Origin of the sequence: Pseudomonas sp. AMR01 (genome assembly GCF_041946035.1) — a bacterium.
GTDB classification, from domain to species: domain Bacteria; phylum Pseudomonadota; class Gammaproteobacteria; order Pseudomonadales; family Pseudomonadaceae; genus Aquipseudomonas; species Aquipseudomonas antarctica_B.
Genome location: NZ_JAUTYR010000001.1, coordinates 127656 through 143625 on the forward strand (window position 1 = coordinate 127656; position 15970 = coordinate 143625).

The 15970-nt window shown below is 60.9% G+C and carries 12 protein-coding genes; all 12 read right to left on the reverse strand.

Annotated features, from left to right (window positions below):
* Positions 1-186: 186 nt before the first annotated feature.
* The gene (locus Q7C20_RS00550) at positions 187-1197 is read right to left on the reverse strand and encodes a LacI family DNA-binding transcriptional regulator (RefSeq protein ID WP_375064401.1); all 1011 of its coding nucleotides are present in this window, start codon (positions 1195-1197) and stop codon (positions 187-189) included.
* 60 nt (positions 1198-1257) lie between these two features.
* Positions 1258-2613: a c-type cytochrome gene (locus tag Q7C20_RS00555; RefSeq protein ID WP_375064403.1), complete on the reverse strand. Its 1356-nt coding sequence runs from the start codon at positions 2611-2613 to the stop codon at positions 1258-1260.
* Positions 2610-4388, reverse strand: coding sequence for a GMC family oxidoreductase (locus tag Q7C20_RS00560; protein WP_375064405.1), 1779 nt, complete (start codon positions 4386-4388; stop codon positions 2610-2612). The genes Q7C20_RS00555 and Q7C20_RS00560 overlap by 4 nt, the downstream gene beginning before the upstream one ends.
* A gap of 82 nt (positions 4389-4470) precedes the next feature.
* Positions 4471-5196: a gluconate 2-dehydrogenase subunit 3 family protein gene (locus Q7C20_RS00565; protein WP_375064407.1), complete on the reverse strand. Its 726-nt coding sequence runs from the start codon at positions 5194-5196 to the stop codon at positions 4471-4473.
* A gap of 290 nt (positions 5197-5486) precedes the next feature.
* Positions 5487-7061, reverse strand: coding sequence for an aldehyde dehydrogenase (NADP(+)) (locus tag Q7C20_RS00570; protein ID WP_375064409.1), 1575 nt, complete (start codon positions 7059-7061; stop codon positions 5487-5489).
* Positions 7062-7111: 50 nt separating this feature from the next.
* On the reverse strand, positions 7112-8527 hold the full coding sequence (locus tag Q7C20_RS00575; protein WP_375064411.1) for an FAD-binding oxidoreductase: 1416 nt from the start codon (positions 8525-8527) through the stop codon (positions 7112-7114).
* The gene (locus tag Q7C20_RS00580; protein ID WP_375064413.1) at positions 8524-9066 is read right to left on the reverse strand and encodes a permease; all 543 of its coding nucleotides are present in this window, start codon (positions 9064-9066) and stop codon (positions 8524-8526) included. The genes Q7C20_RS00575 and Q7C20_RS00580 overlap by 4 nt, the downstream gene beginning before the upstream one ends.
* Positions 9067-9114: 48 nt before the next feature.
* On the reverse strand, positions 9115-10206 hold the full coding sequence (locus tag Q7C20_RS00585; protein WP_375064415.1) for an ABC transporter permease: 1092 nt from the start codon (positions 10204-10206) through the stop codon (positions 9115-9117).
* Positions 10199-11176, reverse strand: coding sequence for an ATP-binding cassette domain-containing protein (locus Q7C20_RS00590; protein WP_375064417.1), 978 nt, complete (start codon positions 11174-11176; stop codon positions 10199-10201). Before Q7C20_RS00590 ends, Q7C20_RS00585 begins: the two co-directional genes overlap by 8 nt.
* Before the next feature lie 2 nt (positions 11177-11178).
* A complete protein-coding gene (locus Q7C20_RS00595) occupies positions 11179-12228 on the reverse strand; it encodes a TauD/TfdA family dioxygenase (RefSeq protein ID WP_375064419.1) in 1050 nt (349 codons plus the stop codon).
* Positions 12229-12253: 25 nt separating this feature from the next.
* Positions 12254-12916, reverse strand: coding sequence for a class I SAM-dependent methyltransferase (locus Q7C20_RS00600; protein WP_375064421.1), 663 nt, complete (start codon positions 12914-12916; stop codon positions 12254-12256).
* A gap of 54 nt (positions 12917-12970) precedes the next feature.
* Complete coding sequence (locus Q7C20_RS00605; protein WP_375064423.1) at positions 12971-15967, reverse strand: citrate/2-methylcitrate synthase; 2997 nt, start codon at positions 15965-15967, stop codon at positions 12971-12973.
* Between the last annotated feature and the right edge of the window lie 3 nt (positions 15968-15970).

Consider the following 15970-nt stretch of genomic DNA (forward strand, 5'->3'; position numbering starts at 1 on the left):
AGTATTCGCCGGCATCAGCCAGATATAGCCGGCTTCTAAAGACCTTGAAAGGGCTGGAATTAAGTGCCGAGCGCGACTTCAGGCACACGCCAAAACCAGGTCCACGCATACGGGGCGTCGTACAGTGATAAAGGTCGCCGGAGATCAAGATGCCGCCTTATTGCTTGAGCTTCACGTACAGCGATGTCAGAGGCTTTCGTCGATAACAATCTTCATCGCCAATGGCAACTGAGGCGGTGAATCGATCATGCCATGTTGGTGCATCAGGTAATCGATGCTCGCCTGCACCTGGCCTTCCGGGTCCTGATCCAACACCAGTGACATGGCGCCCTGGCGCAGCAAGGCTGCATGCAATGCGCTGGCCTCATGGCCGATCCATACCGGTTTTGGGTCCACGTGGGTGAGAGCAGCCTGAATACCCAGTGACCCGCTACCGGCGTCGTACAGCCCTGCGAGCGGTTGCTCCGCGAGGCATTGCGCAACGGCGGCGCCGGTGAATTCATCGTCATCGAAGCACTCGATCGGCCCGACGATGCGGATACCGGGAGCGTGCTGCGCCATCACGTCGATGAAGCCCTTGGCCCTTTCCTGATGGGCAAAAAAGGCCAATGAATTAACCACCAGCAGTACCACGCCCGGCTGCCGGCCGACCCATTGGCTCATAAGCCGTCCAGCGCTGCGCCCGGCGGCGTGGTTGTCGATGCCCACGTACACCGCGCCTTGCACATCCGGGAGGTTGCTGGTCAGTAAAACCGTGGGCGTGCCGCCCTGCACAATGGCGTTCAACGCTTGATGTATGGCGGGTGTATCCGGGGCGATCACGATCATGCCGTGGCGTCGTGAACGGGGTTTCTGCAGGGCGTCGAGCAATTGCTGGGGCGTGCTCTCTGCCCAGCGTTGAAGGCGCAGGGTGAGTTGGGCACCGAGGCGTTGGGCTTGGCGTTCGAAGGCTGCCTCCAAGCGCTTGAAGTGGTCGGAAGCACTGTCGCTCAACAACACGTCGACAATCATCGGGCCGGTATATGGCGTAGGCAGACCGGGACGGATGCCCATGGCACGCGCCACGGTCAGCACCTTGCGCCGTTTAAGGTCGGACACCTGGCCACGGTCATTGAGCACCCGGTCCACGGTGCTCAAGCTGACGCCAGCCAATTCTGCGACCTTCAACAGGCCATGGCGCTTGATGCTTTTGCCCATGCGATACAGCCTTCCTGTGGTGGATTGGAACGGTGATTGTATGTGCAGGCCCACGTCGGGTCAGCGTGAGCTGCCGTCCGCGCTCAATTGCGCCGGTAATTTACGCTGCTCGCGCACCTCGGCAACGTTTTTGGCGCTCACCTGCGGCGCAGCATTCCCCCAGCTGTTGCGGATGTAGGTGAGCGTTGCCGCAATCTGCTGGTCCGACAGTTTCCACGCGAAGCTGGGCATGGCGCCACTGGTGGGGTTGTCGAGGGTTACCGCGCCGCGGCCGCCTTCCAGCACCGTGGTGATCAAACTCTGTGCATTTTCAGCCTGAACGCCAGGGTTGGCCGCCAAGCTCGAAGCCAGTTGATTGATCCCTTTGCCATCGCTGTTGTGGCACGCCGAGCAGTTGGCAGAATACACGTTGGCGCCTTGCTGCATGGTCTTGTCGCTGGTTTTGAGAGGGCGCGGGCTGCGGCTCTGCGAACCCGGCAGGGTTTTAAGGTAACTGGCGATGGCGTACAGGTCTTCGTCGCGCATATGCTGGGTCGAGTTGGTGATCGCTTCGGCCATTGGCCCGGATGCTACCGCCACGTGGTTACTGCCGGTCTTGAGGTATTGCACCACTTGCGCCTCGCTCCAGCCGCCGATACCGACGTATGGGTTGCCTGTGATTTCAGGTGCATGCCAGCCGGCCAGATCCCCACCTTGCAGGTACGCGCCGCCCTTGTCACCGCCGAGGAAGTTCTTTGAGGTATGGCAAGCCGCGCAATGGCCCAGGCCGTCGACCAGATAGGCGCCGCGGTTGATCTGTTCCGAAGCACCTGCCAGCGGTTTGAATGGCGTGTTGTCAAAGAACAACAGGTTCCAGCCCATCATCATTAAGCGGATGTTGAACGGAAAGGGCAGTTGGTTGGACACCACTTCGTTGTTCACCGCCGGCACGGTCTGCATGTAGGCCCACAGGTCGTGCATGTCCTGGTCGCTGACTTTCACGTAGGCGTTGTAGGGCATCGCCGGATACAGGTTTTCACCGTGCCGGCCTTTGCCTTCGCGCACCGCACGGGTGAACTCCTGTTCAGTCCAGGCACCAATGCCGGTGTTTTTGTCGGAGGTAATGTTGCTGGCGAGCAATGTGCCGAACGGGGTTTGGAGTGCGTAACCACCGGCAAACGGTTGGCCGTGGTGCGGGTCGGTATGGCAGGCCGCGCAGTCACCAGCGATGGCCACATAGCGGCCGCGCGTCACTGCCGGCGCCTCCTGGGCCTGGTTAGCAGGTGCCTTGATACCCGCGCTGCTGTCGGACTGCAGGCCGGGCTGAGCAATGCTGTCGGCTGCATCGGCTACGCCAAATGCACCGTAAAAAGCGATGGCTGAGCCCAGAGACAATACGGCGGTGGCCGTCAGGGCCATGCGAAGACGTGGCCTCATGCTGGCAGCTCCACCAGTGGGCCAGGTTTGGCCAGGTATTGATCGATGATGGCCTTGGCGGTCCACAGGCTGAGGGCGCCGATGGTCGAGGTGGGGTTGTAGCCGGCGTTGTTGGGGAACGACGAGGCACCAAGCACGAATACGTTGTGCACATCCCAGCTCTGCTGATAGCGGTTGAGTACGCTGGTTTTCGGGTCCAGACCCATTACCGCGCCACCGATGGTGTGGTCGCTGGCCGGCAAGTACGGCCCGTAGTTGACGGCGGCGGAATCAAAGCCATTGACGATTTTCGCGCCCATGGCCTTGCCGATTTCCACGGCCTTTTCTTCGGTGAAAATGGCCATGCGCCGGTCGTTTTCGTTGTAGTCGAAGGTCACGCGAATCAACGGGTCGCCGTTCGCATCGTTGTATTCCGGGTCCAGATCCAGATAGCACTCGTCGTGGGAGAAACTGGTGCCCTGGTTGAAGATGAAGGTGCCGTTCTGGAAGGCATGGTGATAGGCCTTTTTCCACTCGCTGCCCCAGCGTGGCGTGCCTGGCGGTACGGCGTCGGCGTTGCCGATGGGTCGCGCGCCACGGGCGACCACGAGGATTCCGGCACCGCCGATAAAACCCTTGCCGGCGTGGTCGAAATTGTCGCCGTTATAGTCGTCAACCTGTGCGGAGAGGGCGCCTGCGCCAATGTACTGATTGAGCTGTTCGTCTTCGAAAAACAGGTTGGCCCCGGATACGGTCTGGAAACTGTAGGCTCGGCCAACTACCCCCGTGCGGGTTTCGGGGTTGTAGGGTTTGCCGATTTTCGACAGCAGCAGCAAACGCACGTTTTGCATCTGGAATGCCGAGAAAATCACAATGTCTGCAGGTTGCTCCCATTCGATTTTATTGCGGTCAAGGTAGCTCACGCCGGTGGCGGTCTTGCCGTCTTCGGCAAGGTTGGCACGCAGCACGGCCGACTCGGTTAGCACGGTAAAGTTGCTGCGTTGCATCAATGCAGGAATCACGCAGGCATTGGGACTCGACTTGGAAAAGTTGCCGCAGCCGTAATACAGGCAGTAACCGCAATAGGTGCAAGGCCCCATGCGCACACCCAAAGGGTTGGTATAGGCCTGCGACGCCTGGCCGGCAGGCACCATGAACGGGTGCAGTCCCAGCTTTTTGGTGCCCTCGGTAAACAGGTCCGTCAGGCGCGTGGTGGCCAGGGGCGGTAGCGGGAATTCACTCCTGCGGTTGCCTTCGAAGATGTTCGCGCCGTCGATCTTCTCGCCGTTCAAGACCCCGGCCTTGCCCGACACACCGGCGATTTTTTCAAAGCGCTCGTAGAAGGGCTCCAGGTCGTCATAGCTCACGCCCCAGTCCTGCACGATCAGCCCCTTTTCAATCTGCTGCTTGCCATAGCGCTTGAGCGTAAAGCTGTAAGGCTCGAAGTCGAATGGCAGGAAACGCCACGCCATGCCGGCCCAGTGAGTACCCGAGCCGCCGACGTTATAGCCCAGCTCGTTCATGCTCCAATCGCGGGTGGGCAGGGCGGTTTGCGAGCGGTTGTTGCGGAAGGTAGTGGTCTCGATGGCCGGCGGCAGCAGCATGCTGCGGCGGGTGTCCCAGCGCAGTTCGTCGGTGTCGACCGAGGGCGGGAAATCGGTGGAGGTTTCGAACCACGGGCCGCGCTCGATGGCGACTACATTCAACCCGGCGCGAGTCAGTTCTTCGGCAATCAGCGAGCCGCACCAGCCGAGTCCGACGATCACAGCATCGGCTTTGGGGCGTACATGGGCCATGGGAGAATTCCTCTTCAGTGCAACAAATCACGGTGAGTTGGCGCTGTTGGCGGTGCCACGGCGCTCGAGTGTTCTGGGTGGTTCAGAGCGTGTTGTCGATCAGGCTGGTGGGGATGATGTTGAGCTTCTGCCCCTTCTTGGCGATGACGTCACGGAAGTCGTATCGCGCGCCCGGGAACCCGAGCATCTTCCAGCTGGCCATGCCCTTGTTTCCGCCGTAGATCGGGTCGGACAAAAAGCCCTCACGCACGTTGGCCAGCAACTGTTCGAAAATCTCCTTGGCGCCGTCGTCAAACTCCGTCCCGACCTTCACTGCATTTTTCTCAAAGAGTTGCAGCACCTCGTCCTGTTGCTCGCCTTGCAACTGGAGGAAGGGGTTTGCAAACCGGGCCTGGCAATATTCATCAATCGCCACCAGCCCTTTGCGCCAGCGCTCAGCGGGAGTGAGTGCAGACTGAGTGCCTTGCTCAAACGTGCCTTTGACGAAACGCCCCAGCCGGTAAAGGGTCGCGCCTTTGCCATAGTCACCCGCCAATTGGCGGTCGATAAACGTGGCACAACCCGCCTCTTTACCGCCGATGGAGAGCGCATCGGTGGGGATCAACCGTTCTGCGATCGCCTCAGCTGTCTGGAATTCATGCTGATTGAAAAACGCCAGGCCGCCCTGGCGCACGTTAGCCAGCGCAGGCAGGCTGGCCGTGCCGGGTTCCCAGGGTTGACCACCGGTGATTTCTTCTGCGCGGGCAACGGGCAATGCCGACGCAGCCGCCAATGCGATGGCCGACGATAAGAAGTCTCTGCGCTGCATGAAGTTTCCTTTGAAGGGGAGGGCGCGTGTTTTCCGCGCGCACACGGCAACGCCCGCAGGGCTTGGAGCCAGCGGCAATTACATGAACATGGGCTGCGCAGGGAGAACGAGCGAGGTGATTCAAAATGTTTCGAGAATGAGTTTAGGGTGCGACAAATAACCGCGCCATTAAATATTTTGACGTAAAACCCTCAATTTTTTTTGCCGGGATGAAGTGTTAAGCCATTGAAAATACGCATGATTATTACGCATGCGCTTATGCGATTTGAAGTTCCCCGGATCTACTTGGCTCAGGCAGAAACACAACTCCCATCGAGCGTGCGCCACAGCCCTGACGGGTTGCCATCCTGTAGCGCCGCTGGCATCAAGGCGGCAGGTAAGTCTTGATAACACACAGGCCGCAGGAACCGGTCTATGGCACCGGCGCCTACTGCGCTGCTGCGGCTGTCCGAACTCGCCGGGAAGGGACCACCGTGCACCATCGCATGGGATACCTCGACGTGGTTGGGATAACCGTTGGTCACGATGCGGCCCGCCTTGCGCTCAAGGATGGGCAACAATTTTCTCGCCAGCGCATGATCAGCGTCATCCAGGTGCAATGTCGCCGTCAGTTGCCCTGACAAGTACTGGGCGACCGCCAGCATTTCATCTTCATTCTTGCAGGCGACTATCAGCGAGCTGGGGCCGAATATTTCATCTCCCAGTCGTCCCGTTCTCAGAAAGCTGCTCGCTTGCGTGGCGAACAAGGTGGCCTGCGCGGCACATGGACTTTCTGCCGTGCAACCCCGTCCCAGCGTCGTAACCCCTTCGCTATTGCCCATCCACTCGATACCCTCCAGATAGGCCTGATGAATACCCGGCGTGAGCAGGGTCTGCGCGGTTTTTTTACCCAGAGCGTCCAGCGCCGTGCTGCAAAACCGGTCCAGGTGCTGACCTTCTACAGCAATCACCAGACCCGGCTGAGTACACATCTGCCCGGCGCTCATGGTCATGGCCTCAACAAACCCACGACCGATCTCCCCGGCACGCGTCGACAGTGCGTGGGGCAACAGGAATACGGGATTGATGCAGCTCATCTCCGCGTACACCGGAATCGGCTCGGGCCGCTGCGCTGCTGTTCGTATCAGCGCCATGCCGCCCTGGCGCGACCCCGTAAAGGCGACGGCCTTGATCGCAGGATGGCTGACCAGGGCCTGGCCGAACTGATTACCGTCGCCCATCAGCAGAGAAAAAACGCCCTCCGGCAACTGGTGGTCAGCGACAGCTCGCTGGATCACCCGCCCGACTAGTTCAGAGGTGCCCAAATGAGCCTCATGGGCCTTGACCACTATTGGGCAGCCAGCGGCCAGGGCGGCGGCGCTGTCGCCGCCAGCCACCGAAAAAGCCAGGGGGAAATTGCTGGCGCCGAATACAGCAACCGGCCCGAGCGCGATCTTGCGCAACCTCAAGTCGGCGCGAGCAGGGATACGCGCCGGCAACGCAGAGTCGAGGGTGACGCCCAAATAGTGGCCGTCGCGCACCACTTTCGCAAATAGCCGCAACTGGCTCACGGTGCGGCCGCGCTCCATGAGCAGGCGTCCTATCGGCAGCCCGGACTCAAGTGCCGCGCGTTCGATCAGCGTCGACCCCAGCGCCAGGAGGCCACTGGCGATCGCTTCCAGGAACTGCGCGCGTTGCTGCGCCGTGGTCTCGCGATAGCTATCGCACGCCTGCTCGGCAAGCAGGCAGGCCTGCTCAATGTCAGCAATACCGCCAGCGCCGAAGTCCGGGCCGATCGTTTCACGGGTGGCCGGATTGATCGCCGACAGCACGCCGTCTTCGCCCCGCACGGCCGACTGGCCGATAAGCATGTTGCCGCTAATCATCGAATTGCCTCTCTCTCGCTGCGCCAAAGTCGAACCTGCACTTTTTCGTTCTAGGTATAGCGGTAGCGGCCCAACACCGCCTCGGGGTCCATCAACTGCTGCATGGACCTGCTGATGGCCTGCACCTTGGGCGTCGTGTACTTGCTGTAATAGGCGGCATTCACCGGCCCGACGCCATGCTCTGCACTGAAGCAGCCGCCGTTTTCACACACCAGTCGATAGATGCCGCTGCGCACAGCGACTGTGCGTGCGATGCCGTATTGAGCGATATGGGCATGGGGCACCAGCACAATCAAATGACAGCCGCCGTCGGCAAAATGGCCGAAATCGTAAAGCGCCAGCAGTGGGTGTTCGTGCTCCAGCCACCGTACTGCCTGCTCGCGGAAAGCCACCAGGCGTGAGCGCGAGAACGCCACGTCGAACGAGAGCGGGATGCCTTCGCTGGCAATCGCCAACGGCAGGTTGTCGCGCAGCGGCCAAAAGCTGCTGGAATGTCCCAAGACGGCATCAACAATTCGCTCACCTTCATACAAATGTTCCAACAACTGCTCGGTGCGCTGCGCAAATAGCGTATGCAAGCCAGGCATGCTGCTGGCGATTTCGATCAACGCATAACAGCTCGCCGACGACTGCCCGAACGGGTGGCGCAACGTGGGGAAGGTGCGAAGGGTGATGGCCAGCGCCGCCTGCGAGATCACTTCGAACGCACAGAGCAGATCGCCAAACTGCTGTTCGAAGGCCTGCAACACCTCAAGCGCAGTGCCATGGTCAGGCAAGGCCACAAACAGGCTTTGGGTGGACTGGTCGATGCGCTTGAGCTCAAGCGTCGCTGCCGTGATGATCCCGAAGGCGCCGCCGGTGCCGACAAACATCTGCTTGAAGTCCAGCCCGGTATTGTTCTTGCGCAATGGCGCGAGCAACTGCACCACCGCGCCGTCGCTGTCGGCCAGCACCACTTCGATGCCGAGCAGGTTATGGCGCACGTCACCATGCTTGAGCAGGCGACTGCCGCCAGCGTTGGCGCCGATCAACCCGCCTATCGCCGGATCGCTGCCGATATCAATGGGAAAGTGCAGCGAATGGGGTTCCAGTGTGCGATTCAATTCTGACAACAGCGCGCCCGCCTCGACGGTGACCGTGCGGTTCAGCGGATCAACCTCGCGCACGCGGCGCAAGCGCGACAGGGAGACAATCACCTGTTTGCCGGAATTGTCGGGTACGGCGCCGCCGACCATCCCGCTGCGGTTGCCTTGGGCAATCAGCCGGATGCCATGGCGCACAGCGATGCGCATCAGCGCGCTGACCGCATCGGTATCGCGCGGCATGACCACTGCCGCAGCGCGGCCGCGGCATTGCATCACGTCGGTTTCATAGGGCGCACAGGCATCCCCGGTGAGGAGCGAGGCCTGTCCCAGCTGTTCGGCCACTTCGGCCAGAAACAGCTGGATGTTTGCCACCTCGCTCATTGCGCCACAGCCACGCGTTTCTGCAACTGGCTGCGTGCCAGCACCAGTGCGATAACCGGCAGCACGCCGCCCAGCAAGATGTTATGGCGCAGAATCAGCGACACCGTGACGGCGATTGCAGCGGCAATCAGCAGCCACACCGAGAGTCGTCGCACCAACGCCTGATCATTGCTGGCTTCGCCGATAAAACCCAGCGGGGAAAACCAGGTGGCGCCCACGCCGATCACCAATACGCAGGCCAGCACGGGCGCCGCGCCGAGTTCCTGACCCCACACCTGCAACGCAGCGCCAGATAACGCCGCCAACAGCGCCCCGATCAGCAAATACAGGTCCACGCCCAGCGCGATCCAATGGCCGGGCCGGCGTTTGAATAGCCAGAATATATGCCCAATGCTGAGAATGCCGCTGACCACATACGCGGTATCCCAGCGCACGCCCGGCTCACCGGGTCCGAAACGTCCCCACATCAGGAACACGATCACCGGAATGAACGCGCTGGCATTGGACAAATAGGCTCGCGTTATCTTGCTGACTGACATGCTTGTTTCCTTGAAAGAGTGATGCAATGAAATGATCGAGTTCGAACCTCAGCGCTTGTGCCAGCGGAACATTAAGGTGGCGGCGGTCATAAACAACGCGGTCCAGCCGGCCATGGTCAGTAGAGGTAGCCACAGCGACGTCAGGGACGCGCCTTCGAGCATCACCTGGCGCAGTACCGAGACGAACTGGTTGATCGGCACCACCGAGAGCACGTGCCTGATCCAGGCCGGCGCATCGTTCAATGGGATGGTCAGGTTGCCGAAGAACAGCGCCGGATAGTGGATCAGGTGGCACAGCAACTCGGTTTCCTTCACCGAAGAGGTACGGCTGGCCAGCAGGATGCCGACGCACAGCAACATGGCGCCGCCCAACAGGATCACCGGCACCGCACGAAGGGTCTGCATACTCCACAACGAGATATCGATACCAAAGCCAAAACGTGCAACCAGCAGCAAAGTCCCCACGGAAACCAGCATCATCACCACTCGCGACAGCAGCACGGACGCCAGAAAAACCAGCTTCGGCACGGGAAAGCACGCGTAGATCTTGAGCGCATTGTGTTCACGCAGGCTGGCGATCGACAGGGCGGTGGACATGATGCCCAGTGACATCAACACAATGACCAGAATGCCGGTGGTAAAAAACTGGCCATAGTCGAACGCCTTGGCACCGGACGCCGCGTCCTTAAACTGGACGAGGTCTGCCGACACAATGCCGTGCTCTGCCGCTGCACACCGTACCGCAGCGATCTCGACCACACGGGCTGCGGCGCGCACCGCCAGCGCGCCCTTGAAGTCGTAGTGCACCTGCAGCGGGCCGGCGCCTGCCGGGAATACGATACGCACCGTATTGGCTGCGACGGTGGCAGGGCTGCTGACCGTTGAAAACTCGGCCTTTACCGGATCTGCGCCAGCGAAGGCCTGGCGGATCGCCGCTTCGCAGCGCAGGTCCGCGCTTTCCTGAGCGCCGCCCTCCACAAACTCAACCTTCACCGTCCCCAGTGAGCCACGCTGACCGAACGCCATCAGCATTACGGTCAGCAACAGGACGGGAAAGCCCATCGCCCAGAACAGTGAAGACTTGCTGCGCAGGAAGCCCAGCAGCTCGTTGCGCGTCAATATTGCCAGTATGCTAAACATGCTGTTCACCCCCGGCGCAGATGTGCAGCAGATCGCGGTAATCGGTGGGGCCGAATTCAAAATGCTGGAACGCCACATCCGCGATCAGGCTGCGTATGGACAGGTCCAGTTGCTGCGTGCCATAGACGCTGATTTCAGTATCGGATCGCATTGTCAGCCGCAGTGTGGCGCTATCACTTTCTAACTGGCGACGGATGGCATTCAGGCGCTCAGGATCGTCCAGCCGCAGAGAGGCGTGGAAGGCGCCGACCAGACGATTCTTCAAGGCTTCCTTGTTGCCGCAATACTCAACACCGCCGTTGCACACCCACAGCACATCGCTTGCGGTATCCAACTCTTCCACCGAGTGGCAAATCATCAGGATGGTCAGGTCGGCCAAGTCATGGCGCAGCAGTTGCGCGACGCGCTCGATATACGCGCGGTCAAGGCCGGTGAATGGTTCGTCAAGCACGGCAAGCTCTGGATGGTGTGCCAGCGCAACGAACAGATCGAGCCGCTGCTTCTGCCCGCGTGACAGTGCCCGATAGGGCAGTGTGCGCAGCGCATCAATATCCAGCGCCTGCGCCACCTGCGGGCATTGCTTGCCGTAAAGCACCTGATGCAAGTCAAGAATCTCCCGCACATTCGAGGAGTCTTCATATTCGACCCGCTGCAACTGCACCCCCAGCCGCTTGCGGTGCCGGGTGCTTTGCAGAAAATGCGCCACCGCAACCCCCAGAATCTGCGCCTCATCCAGGTGCGCCTGGCGGAAACCGAGCAACGCTTCGATCAGGGTGGTCTTGCCGGCGCCATTGGGGCCGATGATGGCGGTATGCCGACCGCGATGGACATGCAGGTCGCGCACCTCAAAGCGAAAGCTGCCGGCGGCGACCTGGATCAGTCTGGCCGACACCGCACAGGGTCCGTCGCTGCGTGTGCGTGGCAGGCTCGACGCGAGTGTTTCGTCAGTCAGCAGGATTTGGCTATTCATGTTCAATCGAACAACGCGACTTGAACGTCGCGCTCGCCTTTGAACGGGTTGCGGCCATGGGCGACGGCGATGTTATCGATCAGCAGCATGTCACCGCTGCGCCAGGCAACGGCCACTTGCTCCGCTTCCAACGCATCGTATACCGGCGCTATTTCCTGCGCGGGGATCGGCGTGCCATCGCCCAGTCTTACATCGTAAGGGCGTGCCGGTTTGTCGCCAAAAACGCGCTGGATGTAGGCGAAACCCTGTTCTCCCATTGAGCGGGCATTGTTATGTTGGGTCGACAGCTGATTGAACCAGATCGCGTCGCCCGTCAGCGGATGGTTCAAGACCGCGTCGCCGATATGCGACACCGTGAGGCTGCCATCTTCGAGCCAGCGGTGATCGAGTTGGGTATCGCGGCAAAGCTGCTCGACGCGCTGCGGATCATCGGTCAGGAAGGCTTCATCCCAGGGGCGATGGTATTCGCGCATATTGGCATTGCGTGGTTGGTTCTCGGGCGTGCTGGGTGCGCGGAAGTTACGCACGTAAAGGATGCGCGCCGCGCGAAAGTGTTCGACCAATTGCGCCGGCAGGCGGCGGGTGACGGCGCGCATGTCGCACAGTACGGTTTCGCCGCCTTCAGTGGAGGGCTGCCTGCAAAAGAAGGCGAGCTTGTGCGGAAAGTTCGCCATGTAGGCCTTTTCCTGATGCAGGCCGATTCTCAGGGTCGCCGGGATGCGTGTCGACTCGTAGACTTTGGCCGTAATGTGCTTGCGCGGCGTGGCGCCACCGATATACCCGAACGCATGCTCGGGATAACCGTGGGCAATCGCCTGGAAGTCTGAGCTGTCGCGCAATGCAAAACCACGGAACAGCAGGCAACCAAACTCCAGCAGCATGCGGTCGAACAGCGCCTGGTTGTGGCGATACCACGTCGCAAAAGCCTCGCTGTCAGCGCTAAGCGTGGTGTCTATCGGCGTAATCACCAGCGGCAGGCGTTTGGGTTCCAGGAACCCGCAGTGCACCTGCGAGCTGCCCAGCAGTTCCTGAAAGTGCTTTAGCTGTTCCATAGTCTTTTCTCCGGCAGCGTGCGTCTCAGGCCAGCAAGGGCTTTTTGATGAGAATTTCGAAACCCAAGGCGCCCATGCCGGAGCGGGGGCTGCTCACCACCGTGCAATGCTCCAGGCCCGCCTCAATGACCAGGGCGCGTGCCTCCTCCAGCGTGACTTTTTCTTCAACATGGGTCGGTGGATAACCCACCGACGCGCGCATTTGCGTGAATTTTTCCAGCAGGTCAGCCGCAACGTCGCGGCGCATGTCGTGCACCACGCCGACGCCACCGGGTTGCAATACGCGGTACATCTCGGTCAGGCTTTTCACCTTGTCCGGCAAGTGATGCAGTGTGGCGCGGCTGACTGCCATGGTAATGCTGGCGTCCTCGAAGGGCAGGTCCATGGCATCCCCCACCTTGAGTTCGATGACATCGCTCAGGCCCAACGATTCGATGCGCGGTCGGCCACCGTCGAGCATGGTCTCGTCCAGATCCAGGCCGATGAAACGCCAGCCCTTCAATACCGGCTCGGCGGCCAGACGCACCGGCACCACAACCGTGGCGGTGCCGATATCCACCAGCACGCCGGGCGGCAGGTCGCGGGCAATCTGGCGGATGCGGGTGACGAACAGCACATCCCAGGGCTCCAGTGCCTGGGTGGCAAAGTGATCGTATTCATCGGCAGGTCGTAGGTTTTTCAACAGCATGGGTAAGCTCCCGTGTTAAGTGCGTGGTTATGCAGCAGAGTGTCAAAGTAGGTCCTACAACCAGCCAACCGGAACGGTGGCCAACAGCGTGCGCGCGGCTTTGCTGCTCACCCCGAACGCGGGTCGATCGCGCCGCTCGACGGCATGGGCGACCATGGCCGCCACCCGGCCGCACAGCCCGAGACCGACGCCCCAGCACGCTTGCGTCACACCCAGATCGAGCAGGGCCGCGGCGGTGATGAAATCAATATTGGGACGCAGCCCTTTACGCGCCAGGGCGTGGGCACAGACGACATCGTAGATTTCCAGGTGGCGTGCGCCGAACCCCCATGCGGCAAACAGCGCACGCAGATGCGGCGGCCGGGGGTCCTGCACAAACAGCGGATGGCCAAAACCGAACAACAGGTTGCCAGGCTGATCCAGCGCTTGGTCGACTGCTCTGCGTATGTCGTCATGACTGTCGTGGGCACTGAAGGTCTTGAGCCACGTCATCGCCTCTTCGGCCGCGCCGACATGTTTGGGCCCGCTTGCCATAAAACCTGCCGCCACGGCCTGGGCCAGGGTGACGCCGGTGCCGATGGCGGTACGCGGTACCAGCACCGTCGGCGTGATGTAGCCGAACCCGGCGTGCCAGGCCACGAGCAATGCGTCCACCACACGTACCGACACGGCATCGCCGTGAGGCGCGCCCAAGGCCATCAGCACAGACTCGGCGTGGCTGGTCGGTGCCGCGCCTAGCGCTACGTAACCGAGTGCCGCTTGCAAAAAGTGCGGTGCAGCCGCAATGCTGACCAGGCCGTGGATAAAGTCCTGATGGGTGGGCAAACCGCGCGCTGCGGCTTCGGTAAGGGCGAGGTTTTCCAGCGCAGCGAGGTCGCCGAGATAGCCGCACGCCGCGGCCTGCACCATGCTGGCGCCGCCATCGGCCACCGCTTCGATACCGCGCCGATACGCGGGCATCTGCGACAGGTGGCCGGCAATCTGCACCAGCACGGCGTCAACCGCCTGGCTCTCGGTGTCGGACGGCATCTTGGCAAACCACGCCAGCCATAGCGCTGCGGCGAAATCGACGATGCCGATCAGGTCATTGAGGTTGCGACCGCGCACCCACAGGCCTTCATTTGGCTCCAGCGTGGCGCCGTCGATATTGGTGCCGCGATACAGCGTGCGCGGCGCGCCAAACAAGGTTTGGGGGGGAACCTGCGCCTCTGCCTGCGCCAGTTCATCCAGCGCAATGCTGCAGTGTGAGGTCAGCAGGTTTTGCAGGGTGTGTGCGTGTTGCGTCACCGTCGGCAGGATATTGGCGAAAAAGTAATGGGCGGTCTTGACCTTGCCCCGGTAAAAAGCAGCTTCTGCGTCAGCCAGTGGCTGGTGGAGTTGGCGCTCCGCCAGGCAGGCCGATTCGAGCAGCACCCAGGCGCTGGCGGTGAGGCCGATCATTTCCAGAAAACGGGTAAAGAACTGACTGGTCTCGTGGGTGCGCCCTGCACGTACGTGTTCACCGATCACCGAGAGCGCCTGCTCGACGGCGTCCATGGCGTTTTCCAGCAGCAGGAATTGGTCCTGCAGTGCTGCGCTGAACTGTGTTTTGCTGGCCAGGAAAGCATCCAGCTCTTCGCGCAAATACTTGATCAGCCGAGAGTTGCGGCCAAACCCCAGCTTGTCGCGCACCAAGTCCTGAGACTGGATGTAGTTGGTGCCTTCCCAGATCGACAGGATTTTTACGTCGCGCGTATTTTGTTCGACGGGGTAGGCGTCGGTGTAGCCGACACCGCCATGCACCTGTATCGCCAGCTCACAGATTTTCCACGCCTGATCCGAGACGAACGCCTTGCATACAGGGGTAAACAGCAGCACCAGCTTGCGGTACTTTTCGACTTGGGCTTCATCCTGTACAGGCTCGGCCTCCAGGACAAATGCTTGGGTCGATGCGCCGGTCAGCTTGCCCAGCAGCCCGCGGCAGCCTTCAACCCGAGCCTTCATTTCCAGGAGCATGCGCTGCACGTCGCTATGTTCGATGATCGGCACCTGCGGTGCGCTGGCATCGGAGGTGCGCCCGATGGCGCGTCCCTGCAGCCGTTTGCCGGCGAACTCGACTGAATGCAAATAGGCGCTGGACGCCAGGCCCAGCCCGATAATCGCTGTGCTCATGCGTGCCTGATTCATCAAGGGCACCAGCTGAAGCAAGCCGGCATTCTTGCGATCGCCCAGCAGTACGGCGCGGGTTGTGCCGCTGCGGCCAAACACCAGTTGGGTATTGGCACAGCCCTTCAAGCCCATCTTGCGCAGCAAAGACGTGCACTCGACATGGTTATCTTCCAGCACTCCGGTGTCCGGGTTGGGCCAGAAACGCGGCACCAGCAGGCAGGACAGGGAATAGGAGGTCGCAGTCGTAGTGTTGATGCGGCCCAGCACGAAATACAGCGTGTTTTCCGTCAGCGTATGCATGCCCGCCGAGATAAAGACCTTTTCGCCGCTCACGGCGTACTCGCCGTTTTCAAGTGGCGTGGCGAGGGTGGTGACGGCGGTCAGGTCGCTGCCGGCTTGCTTCTCGGTGGCGCAGAAGCACGCGTCCCAATCGTGGCGTTGAAGCTTGCGCAAGTACGTGGCTTTTTGTGCTGCGGTGGCGTGCAGTTTGAACAGCTTGATGGCCGGTAAATTGAAGCCGCCGTAGGTCATGAACGCCGGATTGGCGCCCATGAACATCTCCTGAATGGTCTGCCGGATCAGCGGCGGCATCGACGGTTGCTGCGATTCGCTGTCGTTGCCCAACACCTGAATCCACTCATTCTTGTAACGTTGCCAGAGGCCGTGAAACTCCTTGGGGATTTCGACGTTGCCGTTTTCGAGCAGACGGCATTCCTGGCGGTCGGCGGCTTGGTAGGCTTTGCCCAACTCATCGGCGAACCCTTTGGCGCGCTCCAGCAAAGCATCGTAGTACGCGCGATGCTTGTCGTTGAACGGCGCCCGGGCAAGAAACTGCTGGTCGGTTTTATGCAGTTCCCACAAGAAAAAACGAAGCTCACGCAGGCTGACTTTATAAGCAGACATAGG